The organism is Streptomyces javensis, from assembly GCF_039525925.1.
In the GTDB taxonomy this organism is placed as follows: domain Bacteria; phylum Actinomycetota; class Actinomycetes; order Streptomycetales; family Streptomycetaceae; genus Streptomyces; species Streptomyces asiaticus.
The window spans coordinates 26,418-39,860 of record NZ_BAAAIF010000061.1 but is presented as its reverse complement, the minus strand read 5'-3'; the positions used below and the strand labels follow the sequence as shown (position 1 = coordinate 39,860).

10 protein-coding genes and 2 pseudogenes are annotated in these 13,443 nt (G+C 68.1%); 6 read left to right on the top strand and 6 right to left on the bottom strand.

The window, feature by feature from the left end; all coding sequences use genetic code 11:
- Positions 1 to 216: 216 nt before the first annotated feature.
- The 4 genes from ABD329_RS36555 to ABD329_RS36540 all read right to left on the bottom strand — a co-directional run bounded on the left by ABD329_RS36555 (position 217) and on the right by ABD329_RS36540 (position 6,036).
- Positions 217 to 2,559 carry a transketolase-like TK C-terminal-containing protein gene (locus ABD329_RS36555; protein ID WP_344317490.1) on the bottom strand — a complete coding sequence of 781 codons (2,343 nt, stop codon included), beginning with the start codon at positions 2,557 to 2,559 and terminating at the stop codon, positions 217 to 219.
- Positions 2,560 to 2,649: 90 nt separating this feature from the next.
- Positions 2,650 to 3,171, bottom strand: a complete 522-nt coding sequence (locus ABD329_RS36550) for an NUDIX domain-containing protein (RefSeq protein WP_198281925.1) — start codon at positions 3,169 to 3,171, stop codon at positions 2,650 to 2,652.
- Between the two features lie 17 nt (positions 3,172 to 3,188).
- A complete protein-coding gene (locus ABD329_RS36545; protein WP_344317489.1) occupies positions 3,189 to 4,754 on the bottom strand; it encodes an AMP-binding protein in 1,566 nt (521 codons plus the stop codon).
- Positions 4,755 to 4,854: 100 nt separating this feature from the next.
- Positions 4,855 to 6,036 carry an LLM class flavin-dependent oxidoreductase gene (locus ABD329_RS36540; RefSeq protein ID WP_198279235.1) on the bottom strand — a complete coding sequence of 394 codons (1,182 nt, stop codon included), beginning with the start codon at positions 6,034 to 6,036 and terminating at the stop codon, positions 4,855 to 4,857.
- A 318-nt stretch (positions 6,037 to 6,354) separates the two neighbouring features.
- Between ABD329_RS36540 and ABD329_RS36535 the strand changes: the two genes are divergently transcribed.
- The 6 genes and pseudogenes from ABD329_RS36535 to ABD329_RS36505 all read left to right on the top strand — a co-directional run.
- Positions 6,355 to 6,525, top strand: coding sequence for a hypothetical protein (locus ABD329_RS36535; protein WP_198279236.1), 171 nt, complete (start codon positions 6,355 to 6,357; stop codon positions 6,523 to 6,525).
- Positions 6,518 to 7,018 carry a flavin reductase family protein gene (locus ABD329_RS36530; protein WP_198279237.1) on the top strand — a complete coding sequence of 167 codons (501 nt, stop codon included), beginning with the start codon at positions 6,518 to 6,520 and terminating at the stop codon, positions 7,016 to 7,018. Before ABD329_RS36535 ends, ABD329_RS36530 begins: the two co-directional genes overlap by 8 nt.
- A 111-nt stretch (positions 7,019 to 7,129) precedes the next feature.
- The gene (locus ABD329_RS36525; RefSeq protein ID WP_198279238.1) at positions 7,130 to 7,495 is read left to right on the top strand and encodes a VOC family protein; all 366 of its coding nucleotides are present in this window, start codon (positions 7,130 to 7,132) and stop codon (positions 7,493 to 7,495) included.
- A gap of 135 nt (positions 7,496 to 7,630) precedes the next feature.
- A complete protein-coding gene (locus tag ABD329_RS36520; protein ID WP_344317488.1) occupies positions 7,631 to 8,071 on the top strand; it encodes a hypothetical protein in 441 nt (146 codons plus the stop codon).
- A gap of 4 nt (positions 8,072 to 8,075) precedes the next feature.
- On the top strand, positions 8,076 to 8,348 hold the full coding sequence (locus ABD329_RS36515; RefSeq protein ID WP_198279239.1) for a hypothetical protein: 273 nt from the start codon (positions 8,076 to 8,078) through the stop codon (positions 8,346 to 8,348).
- A gap of 531 nt (positions 8,349 to 8,879) precedes the next feature.
- A pseudogene (locus tag ABD329_RS36505) lies at positions 8,880 to 9,005 on the top strand (IS5/IS1182 family transposase); the annotation flags it as partial.
- 75 nt (positions 9,006 to 9,080) lie between these two features.
- Here ABD329_RS36505 and ABD329_RS36500 read toward each other — a convergent pair.
- Positions 9,081 to 10,450: pseudogene (locus tag ABD329_RS36500) on the bottom strand (FAD-binding oxidoreductase).
- A 1,005-nt stretch (positions 10,451 to 11,455) separates the two neighbouring features.
- Entirely contained in the window at positions 11,456 to 13,285 is a 1,830-nt protein-coding gene (locus tag ABD329_RS36495; RefSeq protein ID WP_198279240.1) for an AMP-dependent synthetase/ligase, read from the bottom strand.
- Between the last annotated feature and the right edge of the window lie 158 nt (positions 13,286 to 13,443).

Genomic DNA, 13,443 nt, shown 5'->3' with positions numbered 1-13,443 from the left:
GGTGCGACCGTCCAGCGGCACGGCGCGGCTTGTCAGGGCGGGTGCCGCACCGTGCCGCCGGACGGAGTGGGTGGGGAGCTGTTGCCATGGGGTGGTGGTACGGGTCGGCTGCTCCGGGACCGTCCGGCGGCACGTCTTTTCGGCAAGACAGGGGCGTGCCGCCGGACGGGGTATGAGAGGCGAATCCCCGGCACGCAGAGGCTGCCGGGTTCTCGCTCAATCGATGAGGTCGAGGGCGGTGCTGACGATGCTGTCCGTGTCGATGCGGTGGTAGCGGTAGACGTCCTCGATCGCCCCGGACTGGCCGAACCGGGTCACGCCGAGGGTGCTGACGGGAACGTTCTGGATCGTGCTCAGGAAAGCCAAGGTGTGGGGGTGCCCGTCCAGGACGGTGACCAGCGGGGTGGCCCGGTCGAGGGGGAAGACCTGGTCGAGGATCCAGGCCGGGTCGTCCGACAGTCCGCGACGGGCCTGGAGCGCGCGGAAGAGTAGGTCCGGGCTGGTCACACACACAACGTCGGCGCCATGCCCGAGGGCGGCCAGCCGGTCGGCGGCGGCCAGGGCCTCCGGGACCAAAGCGCCCGTCGCGGCGAGTGTCACCACGGGCTTCTCGTGCTGCCGCAGCCGGTAGGCCCCGGCGGTCACCTGTCGGCGACGGCGTTCGCGAGCCGCCGGGTCGCTGGGCACGGCGGCTGTCGACTGGTCCATGGGGCGGGTCGACAGCCGCAGATAGGCTGACCTGCCTCCTGGACTGGCCAAGTTGCCGAGTGCGGCGAGCAGACACCATTCGGTGTCGATGGCGAACGCCGGCTCATAGGTGACGCAGCCGGGCTGTTCGATGCCCAGCGAGGGTGTGGTGATCGACTGGTGGGCGCCGCCCTCCGGCGCGAGGGTGACACCGGAGGGGGTGCCGACCAGGATCGACTGGCCACCGGCATAGATGCCGAACGACCAGGGCTCCAGGGCCCGGTTGACGAAGGGGTCGTAGACGACGCCGATCGGCAGCAGCGGCTGGCCCCAGCGGCTCCAGGTGGCGCCCAGCTCGCCGAGCAGGCCGACCAGGTTGGTCTCCGCGATGCCCAGCTCCACGTGCTGACCGGCCGGCTGCTCGCGCCAGTGCAGGATCGTCTCGGCGTCATCGGCGAACCAGTCGGTGCGCTCGGCCGGGGACCACACGCCCACCTTGTTGAGCCAGCCGCCCAGGTTGGTGGTGGAGCTGACGTCCGGGCTGACGGTCACGATCCGGGCGGCCGCCTCCGGCGCCCGCCGGGTGAGATCCAGCAGTACGCGGCCGAGCGCCTGCTGAGTGTTCCCGATGCCGGTGGGGGCCGGGCGCGCCAGGTCGGCGGGGACGGCGGGGGGCTCTTGGGGCGCCTGTTCGGGGCGGCGCAGCCGCTGGGCGGCCGCCGCGCACAGGGCCGCTTCCGCCGAACCCTCACCGAAACGCGTCCACGGGTCGTCGAGATCGGTTCCCAGGCGGTCGGCCAGCGCACTCATCTGGTCGGCCGTCAGAAGCGAGGAGTGGTTCTGCGGGTGGCCCTCAGTGGGGAGCCCGTAGCCCTTGATCGTGTAGGCGAAGATCACGGTCGGGCGGGTGTCGTCGACACCGGCGAACGCATCCGACAGCGCGCCGATGTCGTGGCCGCCCAGGTTGCGCAGCGCCGCCAGGAGCGAGGCGTCGTCCAGGGGGGCGATGAGGTCGGCGATCGGCCCGGCGGTCGAGCCGGTGCCGGGCAGGCGCTCGCGCAGCTCGTCGGCGGAGCAGCGCAGCAGGCGCTGGTATTCGGGGTTGCCCATGGCATCGATACGAGCGCGCAGGGCCTCGCCGCCGGGCCGGGTGAACAACTCCCGCAGGAGATTCCCGTACTTGAGGGAGATCACCTGCCACCCGGCCGCGGCGAACATACCCTGCAACTTGTCCGCGGCGATGCCGGGGATGACTCGGTCGAGGGACTGCCGGTTGAGGTCGACGACCCACACCACTTCGCCCAGGCCCGGCACCATAGGATCCCGGATGGCCTCCCAGATCGCGCCTTCGTCCAGCTCGGCATCGCCGAGCAGGGAGTACTGGCGCCCCTTCCCGGCACCGCCGAAGCGCCCCTCCACGTAGCGCCGGGCGAGGGCGCCCCACAGGGGAGCGGTGGCGCCGATACCGACCGAACCGGTGGAGTAGTCGACCGGGTCGGGGTCCTTGGCCCGGCTGGGGTAGCTCTGGAGGCCGCCGAAGGCGCGCAGCGTGGTCAGGTAGGACTCGTCCAGCTCGCCCAGCAGGTAGTTGATGGCGTGCAACACCGGTGAGGCGTGAGGCTTGACCGACACCCGGTCCTCGGCAGTCAGTGCGTGAAACCACAGCGCCGTCATGATCGAGGTCATCGAGGCGCTGGACGCCTGGTGACCGCCCACCTTCAGCCCCGAAGGGTTCGGCCGCACCCGGTTGGCGTGATCGATGATCGCGGTGGACAGCCACCGCACCCGCTGTTCGACCGACTCCAGCGCAACGAGCTCCTCCGCCTGGGGAGGACCGCCGTTGCCGCCGGCCGACTTCGGTTCCGCCACCATCACAGACCACCTCCGTATTCGGCACCACGCCTTTTGAATTCGGGCCACCTGATCGGCTGCCCCAGGGCGCTGGACCGGTTCGCACCGGCCTTAGGACGCGACCCCATCACGCGCCTTGGCTGACGGCAGAGAGCCGACTGCCCGCAGGACGTCTGTGAGCCATGCGACCTGCCCATCGAACTGCGACAGCTTCCAAGGCCATACCCACCGGTATGTCTTGTGCTCCCAGTTGAGAGTGAGCCGACGTTGACTGGTGCGGGCCAAAAAAGTGTGCACGGTCCAGTCCGGCCCGCCACGTGGGTCGGCGAGACGCAGCGTGGGGCCCGCGGTCAGCTGCTCCAGAGCGCGGGCGGGGAGCAGAGTCTCCTCCCAGATCTCCTGGATGGCTTGCCGTACCGGGTCGCTGTCAGCGTCCAGATATCCGGTGATGCAGTGCCACAGGCCTGCGTCATGCTGGACAGATCCACTGCGCTTGAACAACCCGACGCGCCCTCGCCACATGAGGACGACGGCGACCACCTGCCGCAGGCCCTGGCGTTTCTGATCGCCCACCGGACGCTCTGCCGCGTGGAAGCACGCGGTTCGACACTCCCCGACGACCTCGCGTGCCACCGGTCCGCTCCCGTCGTTCACCGGATGCGGCTCTCGCTCCCCGCCCATGCCTTGTCCCGCAACACGAACTTCTGAATCTTCCCGGTGGAGGTCTTCGGCAGCTCGGTGAACGTGACCGACTTCGGCGCTTTGAACCGGGCCAGCCTGCCCCTCACATGCTCGATGATCTCCGCCTCGGTGGCCGTGGCGCCTTCCCGCAGGCTCACATAGGCGGCAGGGACCTCACCCCAGTGCTCGTCCGGCACCGCGATCACCGCCGCCTCCAGTACCGCCGGATGGTCCATGATCGCCTGCTCCACCTCGACCGACGCGATGTTCTCCCCACCCGAGATGATCACGTCCTTCGAGCGGTCACGCAGCTCCACGTACCCGTCCGGGTGGAGGATGCCGATGTCCCCGGTCCGGAACCATCCGTCCGGCGCCGCTGCCAGGGTGGCCTCCGGGTCGTCGAGGTAGCCGAGCATGAGGTTGTTGCCGCGCAACGCGATCTGCCCCGTGGTGACACCGTCCGCGGGGACGTCCGTGCCGTCGTCCGCGATCACGCGTGGCACGCACGCGATCATGTTCCCGACGCCCTGGCGCGCCTTGAGCCGCGCTTGTGCCGCGGCGTCGCGGTCGTTCCACTCCGGGCGCCAGTCGCACAGCATCGCTGGGCCGTAAGTCTCGGTCAGCCCGTACAGGTGCGTGACCTCGAACCCCAGCTCCGCCGTCCGCCGCAGGATCGCCGGCGACGGCGGCGCCCCACCGGTGGCGATCCGCACCGTGCGGTCCAGTGGTGCGGCCTCTTGGGCGTAGGCGATCATCGACAGCACCGTCGGCGCCCCGTTGAGGTGCGTGACGCCCTCTTCCCGGAGCAGTCGCCAGATCTCCGCCGGATCCGCCTTCGGCAGGCAGACGTGCGTCCCAGCCGCTGCGGTCACCGCCCACGGGAACGTCCATCCGTTGCAGTGGAACATCGGCAGCGTCCACAGGTGCACGCTCGACGGTGTCAGTCCGGTGTGCCCCACCATCGCCATGGCCTGGAGGAACGCGCCCCGGTGGTGATACATCACGCCCTTCGGGCGGCCCGTGGTCCCCGAGGTGTAGTTGATCGACAGCAGCGCCCGTTCGTCGGTCGGGGTCAGGTGCAGCGGCTCCGCCGCGGCCAGCAGATCCTCGTATTGCTGCCCCGCCCTGATCCGGTGCGGCGGGGCGTCCAGCCGGGCGAGGGCCTCGTCCACCAACGCGTCGAACGACGGGTCGTGGATCAGCACGGACGCCTTGGAGTGCTCCAGGATGTAGGCGACCTCGCCCGCCGACAGCCGGGTGTTCACCGCTACCAGTGGCACCCCCGCCCACACCACCCCGTAGTGCGCCTCCAGCGACACATGCGTGTTCGGCGCCAGCACCGCCACCGGACGCCCCCCGGTCAACGAGGCCAGCCCGCCCGCCAACCGCTGACACCGATCACGCAGCTCGGCATAGGTCCACCGGGACCGCCCGTCCACCACCGCGGCCCGATCCCCGTGCGCCGCCGCGGCACGATCCAGATACGACGTCGGAGTCAACGGCTCGAAGGACAAGGAGCCCAGGTCGCGGGTCATCGCACCGCTCCGTGCGCCGGGACGCCGGTTGTGATCTGGAGGACGCCGTTGTCGTGGCGTTCGGTGAGGACGTTGCCGGTGCCGTGGTGGTAGAGGTCGGTCATCGGCTGGTCTCCTTGTGGTGGCCGGGGTTGTGCGTGTCGTTGAACTGGCGGAGTGCTTCTTCGTGGGCGGGGCGGGCGGCTCGGATCTCGGCGAGTACGTCGTCGGCCGAGCGCACGACGTTGCGGGGGTGCTTGAAGCGGGGGATGACGTACTTGCCGAAGAGTTCGATCGAGCGCATCAGCTGGTCGTGGGGCAGGCTGTCGACACGCAGGACGAGTGCGTCGACGCCCATGTCCGCGTATCGCTGTACGTGTTCGATGCAGTGCTCGGGGTCGCCGACCATGAAGCCCTGGGAGCGTTCGAACATGTACTCCTCGTCGTTGAAGTCGATGTCCTTGACAGCGCCCATGTAGGCGTAGTCCTTCGACAGCTTCGACAGGCGCTCATATGCGTCGGTGGACAGCTTGGCCATCTCGAACAGGGGCTTCGCCTCGAGGCGGGCCTGGGCAGTGGTCTCGGCGCAGTGCATACCACCGGCGACCGCGACCATCTTGCGCGGCGTGATCGGGTAGGGGTGGTCGGTGGCGGCGAGAGTGTCGTCGTAGAGCTTGACCATGTTCTCGACGAGGTCGAACCCGAGGTAGAGGCCGCCCATGATGGCGCCGATACCCATCGAGGCGGCCGTCTCGACCGAGCTCGGGCTGCCGGCGGCAGCCGAAATGGGCGGGTAGGGACCCTGTAGGGGCTTGGGGACCAAGCTACGCGGCGGAACCTTGTAGTGCTCGCCCACGTGCGAGAACACGTCGTTGAGGAACGCGCTCCGGATCAGCTCGATGCCCTCACGCCACTGAGCCTTGTTCTCGGAAGGGTCCACCTCAAACGCGCGCAGGGCGAGCGTGGTGTTGCCGCGCCCGGTGCCAAGCTCGACACGGCCGTTGGACAGGATGTCCTCGGTCGCCACACGCTCCGCGACGCGCAGCGCATGGTTCATCCGCGTCGGCAGCAGCGTCACCAGGTGGATGAACCGCATCCGGCTCGTCAGAGCCATCAGGTACGGGTAAAGCACCTCCGGAGCGGAGACCGAAGCCGTACCCAGAGCAACATGCTGCTCGGAACTACCGAAGGCATCGAAGCCAACCCGCTCCGCAAGCAGAACCTCCTCCACCAGCTCCCGGTAGCGGTGTTCATGCGTAAGCCCGACCGGGGTGTCCCCCTCAGACATGAGGATGAAGTCCATACCGACCCTTCCGACAAATGTTATTGGGCGATAACGTAGGGCGTAGCCCAGCCCAGGTCAAGGCCCCAGGAAGAGCGACGGACGTTACCTTGTGATAACAACGGAGGTCGACCGGGCGCGCACGGGAGGGGCCGCGACCAGAGCGACCCCGGTCACACCGCGACCGACAGCCACACAGGGCCGCACAGGCGGCCGGGGACTGACGTGACCCTCACTTCGTTACCGCGCACTAACGGATTTACCTCTCCATCCGGAGGCTTGACCGCACCTAAGTCACGTCATATGTTATTTACCAATAACATTCGAGGAAGGATCGGCATGGACGTCATCGTCATGACTGAGGGGGACATCCCGACCGGGCTCGCACGTGAGCACCGTTACCGAGAGCTGGTCGGGGAGGCGCTGCACGCAGCGCATGTCGACGTTGATGCCTTCGGTGGCTACCACGACCCCGCCGTCCGAGCTGTCCGCGAGGTGTGGAATGGCTGATCAAGTCCAGGGGCTGGACGCGGCTGCCTTCCGTTCGGCGTTGGCCCGCTTCCCTGCCGGCGTGACGATCGTGACGACCCGAAGTGCCGGGGGCACGCCGCATGGGTTCACCGCGAGTTCCTTCGCGGCGCTGTCGCTCGATCCACCACTTGTCCTGGTGTGCCTGGACCAAGGAGCGGACTGCTTCCCAGCTTTTATAGCGGCTGAGCAGTTCGTCGTGAACATCGTGACGCCCGCGCATGCGAAGTTGGCCATGAGGTTCGCCACCAAGGGCGAGGACAAGTTCGCACACGGGAGCTTCGAGTCCGACGAGGGCGGACACCCGATCCTGCCCGACGCCGCAGCGGTCATCCGCTGCGAGCTGGAGCAGGCCATACCCGGCGGAGATCACGTCATTCTCATCGGTCGTGTGCACGACGCGCGCGTAGGCGGCGGCAAGCCGGTGATGTGGTACCGCGGTGATTTCCTCCACCTCGGGCAGAGCGTTACATGACTGACATCGGACCCGGCTCGTCGGCCCCGGTGGATCGCACGAGTGGTTCATCCACGCGCGGCGCGCGATGTGGTGGAACCCTCCGCTCGGGCCGTGCTGCGGGGCCGTCCGGTGAGTGATTCCGCGGAGATCGACCTCGTGAAGATCGGGAACGTGCTGCACCCGGTGGCCGACATCGACGCCGCCGTGCGCTTCTACGCCGACACCTTTGGCCTGGCCACGAAGTTCGTCGACGGCGACCGCTACGCCGCCCTCGACGCCGGCGGTACCACGTTGGCCCTGACCGGCCCGGCCGAGGACGTCACCGGTGGGGTGCCCGCGGCGTCGTTCAAGGTCCCCGACGTGACCTCGGCGCTCACCGCCCTCGTACAAGGCGGCGGATCCGTCGTCCGGGAGCCCGAGCAGGGCCCGCACGAGGTCCGGGCCGTGGCCCGGGACCCATGGGGCAACACCGTAGTGATCTACGGGCCGCGGTAGCGGTCGGTCCGGTAGCGGGTCGGCCTCCACCGTGCCCCGGACCGGGACGTCGTCTGATGCCCACGAGATTCCTGTTCGTGTCCCTCCCCGGCCGTCGGCCAGATCCTCGACCTTTCGCGCGCCGGAACAAGCCGCGTGTCCGAGGCCCAGTACGCGTCGGCCGAGTCACCCGCCCTCGAAGCCCGGAAGGTTTCCGTGCGCCCCGTCTTCTCCTCGCCCTCACCGGATCACCCACCGGCACCGGACCCATCGCTCGATGCCCTCCGACTGCAACACGGTGAAAGTCTCCGCGGAACCACGCGTCGTGCCCGGCGTGCGCTCGTCGCCGCCAACGCCGTCCCTCTTGTCGTCGGCATCGCGCTGTCCTTGCTGACCGCCGTTCCCGCAGTGCATGTGTACGGGCACATCACCCTCGGGCTCGTCTGGGGCATCCTGCAATGCGGCCTCTTCGTCGCCACCGTGTGGGTGTACGAGACGCGATGCACAGCCTGCGATCCCGTCGAGCGGCCCCGGACCTCCGACGTACCCCAGGCCGGGGCGCCGGGCGCGCCCCCCGTCGATGATCCCTGGCGGTGAAGCGGTGACCGTGCACATCGTGAGCGCGGCTGTACTCGACCCGATCGGCGAACACATCGTCGTCATCCTCGGTACGGCCGTGCTGCCGAACCTGGTCCTGCGGGTGAGCGCCTCCCGCACCGGGCGCTCGGCACGCCGGTCCATGAGCATTGCCTCGGGACCGGGTGCTGCCTTTGCCGTGCTCCTGAGCGCGGCGGGCTTCGCGGCCGCGGCCGTGCGCCGCGCTCACGACCGTGTCAAGTGTGGCCTTCGCTGCCGCTGTCACCTTCGCGCGTGATGTGTTCGCTCAGGGCAAGGGCCCGCGCACCCGAACGGCCTCCTCGTGCCAGCAGCACTCTTCTTCGGGTGGATCGGCAGCCTCACCTCACCAGAGAGTTCTCAACCGGTCGCCGGTGCGGTGCGTACGACGGGAAAGGACGTCGGGCGGAGGAGCACAGCCCGCCCGCGGACAGCACGCGGACAGACAGCACGCGGACAGCACGCGGTCGGCATGCGGGCTGATTCGCCGCGGTCGTGGTATCCGCAGGCTCGACGATCTCCTGCACCCGGGCGGCTTCCGCACTGTGAGGTCTCGATGCCCCTTCACCAGCGGAATCAGGGCCTGGCTGTCGTGAACGTTGGCGCCGGATATCCGGGCGGAGATGGGCCGCGGGAGCCGAGTTCGTCGAGGACCAGGCGGTAGAGCTTGGGCCCACACCCTGGCCTTCGGCCACTCGGCGAACCGGCGGTGAGCCGTCGCACCGGAAGGTCCGAACGACGCGGCGGGAAGCTGCTGCCACGTGCATCCGGAACACCCGCTGGAACAGGACGCACCATGGCCTGGCTCGCGGGATGCCGCCGACTCCACCGCCGCTACGGACGCAAGGCCGAACACTTCCTCGCCTTCACCAGCATCGCCTGCACCCCCATCTGCTTCCGCAGACTCGACAATTGAGATGGCTACCGTGCGTGGAACTCCGGCTCTGCGAGCTCTGTCGTCCGCGGCCCGGTCCTGTACTTGGCCAAGGGGTCATGCCGGCCCGAAGACTTTGCCAGGGTTGAGAATCCCGGCCGGGTCGAGAGCACGCTTCACCGCGCGATGCATCTCCAGGACGGCCGGGCCGAGTTCACGGGTGAGGCCGGGCCGCTTGAGCAGTCCCACACCGTGCTCACCAGTCACCGTCCCACCCAATTCGAGGGCGTCCGCGATGATGTCGTCGAACGCCGCGCGGGCCCGGACCTGAGCCGCCGCGTCACCGTGTTCCGTCACAAGCAGCGGATGCAAGTTGCCGTCGCCGACGTGCGCGATGTTGGCGATGGTGATCCGGTGCCTCTCCGCGGTCCGGTCGATGCGGGCCAGCATCTCCGCCACCGCCCCGATGGGCACACAGATGTCCTCCGTCAGTACCGGCCCCAGCCGCTCGAGCGCGGGGAAGGCCAGTCGGCGGGCCGCGAAGAGCATCTCGGCCTCTTCCTCCGTCTCCGACCGGTCCGCCCAAGTAGAGCCGGCCCCGCGGAAGCAGTCGACCATCCGGCGGGCGCCCTCCTCGGCGGCGCGGCCATCATCGTCGAAACGGGCCAGGAGGACCACGTCCGCCTCGGCTGAAAGGCCCATGTTCTTCCAGGCATCGACCGCGCGCAGACAGTGCCGGTCGACGAGTTCCAGCGCGGCCGGACGCAGCCCGGCGGCAGCCGTCGCACGCACCGCGTCACCGGCCTGCCCGACGCTGTCGAAGTAGCCGACGGCGGTCACGCCGACCGGAGGCAGGCGTCGCAGCCGGACCGTGATCTCGGTGACGACACCAAGAGTGCCCTCGGCCCCCACCATGAGGCCCACAAGGTCGTAGCCGGCGACCCCCTTCGACGTACGGCGCCCGAGCCGGACCACCTCGCCCGTGCCGGTCACGACCTCCAAACCGAGGACATAGTCGCGAGTGACGCCGTACTTGACGCAGCACACTCCGCCGGCGTTCGTCGCGAATTTCCTCCCATGGTCGACCAGGGCGAACTAGCGGGGCCAGGCGGGTACCACAAGCCGAGCGCCGCTACATGGGCGCGCAGGTCGTCGTTGACCACACCGGGCTGCACGACGGCGAGGCGCTCCAGCTCGTCGACCTCCAGTACCCGATCCATGCCGTCCAGCGCGAGGATCACGCCGCCTTCGACGGCATTGGCGCCTCCCGACAATCCGGTACCGGCGCCGCGTGCAACCAACGGGACTCCTTGCTCCAGGCACGCACGAACCACGGTCCGGACCTCGTCGGTGCTCTTGGCGCGCACGACGGCCACCGCTCGGCCAACAGGCGCCCACACCGCCTGGTCGCGGGAGAGACCGGCGACGATGTCCGGATCAGTCACCACCCGGCCGGACGGCAGCCGTCGCCTGAGTACGTCGGCGATACCCACGGCAGGGGGCGTCGTGCTGACGAAGTCACGCTCGGCCACCCGCACACCTCCGGAGAAGTCGACTCACATGGGACGGAAGACGAGCCGCGGCGTCCGGCTCACTGGGCACGGCAGGTCCTGAGGTAGCTGAGGAAAGATGCCTGTAGCCCAGTCACGTGTGTTTCGTGCATGGCTTCTTCTACGTCGTCGGACTGGCGGCGTACGGCCCCGAGGGACTTCCGTGAGTTCGTAGAGTCGATCGGCGACCTGACCGTGATGCTGTCCTCACTCGCGGAACGCGAAGGGCTCGACACCAAGGAAGCGCGGGATGTGGCCACCGTCACCATTGCCGCGCTTCGCGGCCTCCTCTTGCAGGAAGTCCTGACTCCCGGAACCCGCCCGGAGGACGCGGTCACCTTGATCCTGCGCATGCGAGAGGGGCGATCCGTTCCACGATCACGTCCGGAGCGTTAAGCAGGTCCCCGGCCTTTGCCGCCGCCTCACCGAATCCCCCGGCCCCTGTCTGCGGACGCGCTGACAAGCAGCCTCGGTCGCTGCGGGCTACGACCTCACCAGCCAGTCCTCTCCCGCCTCTGCCAGGCCATGGTGGGTTCTGACAGCTGAGCATCGGCGCGCCATCGGATGATGGGACGCATTGATGGAGCGCCGCCGATCGCATGCCATACCCCGTGGGTCAGCAGGAACTGCGTACGCACACTCTCGATGCACTTCGCATGTGCTGACTCTGACCCGTCGTACACAGACGCGCAATGCACAGATACGACTGGACTAATTCAAATTCCACAAGTGTGTGTGCAGAAGAGACATGGTCTGGGAGTGGCGCACAAGAATGGAATGAGGTCAGCATTGCTGAACGACTCAAGCCGCAGAGCGGTGCGGGGAAAGGAGCTGCCCGAGCCAGGGGCTGAAGCCGGAGATGATCTGTCTGCATGAATCCACCCATTGCTGTCCGCGCGTCAGCAGATGTAGGAGCCACGGCCAACTCATCAAGGTTCTCCGCTAATGCGGCCGCGGCCGTAGGTGGTTCGCTATCACCGTGTCGTCATTCCCGCCGTACATTTCATCGATCAGCGTAGCGAAAGAATTCACTACCGCGTTCCGCTTGACCTTGCCATTCGCGGTCCGCTCACCGCGTTCGGCCTCGAGGGGCCGAGGCAGCACACGGAAATCCTTCAGCTGTTGCGCGCGTGCGAGGTCCGTGTTGACTCGCCCGAGCTCGGCCCGCAGGCGTTCGGGCAGCGCCGTCGCAGTCAGCGCCTTGGCCTGTGTGCTCGGTTCGAGCAGCACGGTAAGGCACTTGCGCGCGTCGCCCACGACGATCGCTTCGCTGATCAGCGAGCTCTCCTTCAGCCGGGTTTCGATCGGCTGCGGATCGATCGTTTTGCCGCCGCTGGTGATGATCACGTCCTTCTTCCGGCCGATGAGGCGGATCTCACCGTGCGCGGTACGCTCGATCAGGTCGCCGGTACGGAACCAGCCGTCCTCCAGAACGGCAGCTGTCTCCTTGGGGTTGCGCCAATATTCGCGAAACAGCAATGGTGCGCGGACCAGCATTTCACCATCATGCGCGACCTCGACCTGGAAGCGTGGATCCGGGAATTTTCGACCAATATATCCCGGACGCGGAAAAGTCTGGTCGAAATGAGCAACGGGGCAGCCGGCTGTCTCGGTGAGGCCATAGCATTCGCGGAGATCCAGCCCCCAGATCTGCCACAGCGCGATGACGTTCTCGGGCATCGCGGCAGAGGCGGTGAAAGCGACGCGCAGGCGGTCCAATCCGACGCTTGCCCGCAACGGCAGGAAGACACGGTGAAGCACTGCGGTGTATGCGATCCGCAGCAATACCGAGGGATGACCACCGGACCAACGGCGCTCGGCCATTCGGCTTCCGACCCACATCGCGCCTTTGTAGGCGTACCGGCGCCCCCGGGGCCAAGCCCGCGTTCGTGCGATCAGCTCGCCGGCGACCTTCTCGTAGAAGCGCGGGGGCCACAGCAGCGCCGTCGGCCGCACGGTGCGCAACGCGTCCTCGTAGTCCTCGATGCGGCAGTACGTCACCACGAGACGTGAGAGCAGCGGAGTGAAGATCAGCAGCAGCGCCGGCGCCACGTGGGCCAGCGGCAGGAAGCCGACGATGGCGTGCTCACGGCTGTCGAGCTCCGGATAGAGGCCGACGACGGTCTGGACCGAGTGCTGAAGCGTACGGTGCGAGTGTGTGACGCCTTTCGGCGCTCCTGTGGAGCCCGACGTGTAGAAGAGAACGGCGGGGTCGTCGAGTGCCGTGGCAGCGACCATCTCGACCAGACGGTCGAATACGGCGCTCGGATGCCGCGCTCCTTCCGTGCGCAGCTCCTCCCACGTTGTCCCGGTGATTGCCCCAGGCAGCGCCGGTGGGGCGGTGTCCATGCCGACGACGAGCCGCAGCTTGGGCGTGCGGTCCGCGATCTCCGCCACCTTGTCGAGCTCCGTGGTTGACTCGCCCATAAAGGCCACTGCCTCGCTGTGCGCCAGGATCTGCTCGATCTCGGCGGGCGAGCTGGTCGGGTAGACGCCGACCACCACGCCGCCGACACTCTGTACGGCCAGTGCGGCGAAGGCCCATTCCGGGCGTGCGCTGCTCATCACCGCGATGCGATCGCCGTGCTGCACACCGCGCTCGACAAGGCCGAGCGCGATCTCGCTTACTCGATCTCGGTACGTCCGCCACGTGATCGCGTGCACAATCCCATCGCGCCAGTGGCGCAGCGCAACGATGTTGGGCTCGGAACGCGCACGATCAAGCAACAGCTGCGGATGCGTCCGGATCGGTTCAAAATTCATCAGATCCATCACACGGCCTCTCCGCGGATGCACCAGAGCCAATGCTCGCCGCCAACAGTTCCCCGACATCCGGGTCACCCCGAAGCGCCGGGTCACCTCCCGGTCACCAGCCCCGGCCTGGATCAGGTCAGCGGCTACGGGCCTCGACGCCGCAAAGAGCGCTCTGC

Coding starts and splice junctions, on each gene's coding strand:
- ABD329_RS36555 (WP_344317490.1), bottom strand. CDS start 2,559: ATGGTGGCGGAACCGAAGTCGGCCGGCGGCAACGGCGGTCCTCCCCAG.
- ABD329_RS36545 (WP_344317489.1), bottom strand. CDS start 4,754: ATGACCCGCGACCTGGGCTCCTTGTCCTTCGAGCCGTTGACTCCGACG.
- ABD329_RS36540 (WP_198279235.1), bottom strand. CDS start 6,036: ATGGACTTCATCCTCATGTCTGAGGGGGACACCCCGGTCGGGCTTACG.
- ABD329_RS36535 (WP_198279236.1), top strand. CDS start 6,355: ATGGACGTCATCGTCATGACTGAGGGGGACATCCCGACCGGGCTCGCA.
- ABD329_RS36530 (WP_198279237.1), top strand. CDS start 6,518: ATGGCTGATCAAGTCCAGGGGCTGGACGCGGCTGCCTTCCGTTCGGCG.
- ABD329_RS36495 (WP_198279240.1), bottom strand. CDS start 13,285: ATGGATCTGATGAATTTTGAACCGATCCGGACGCATCCGCAGCTGTTG.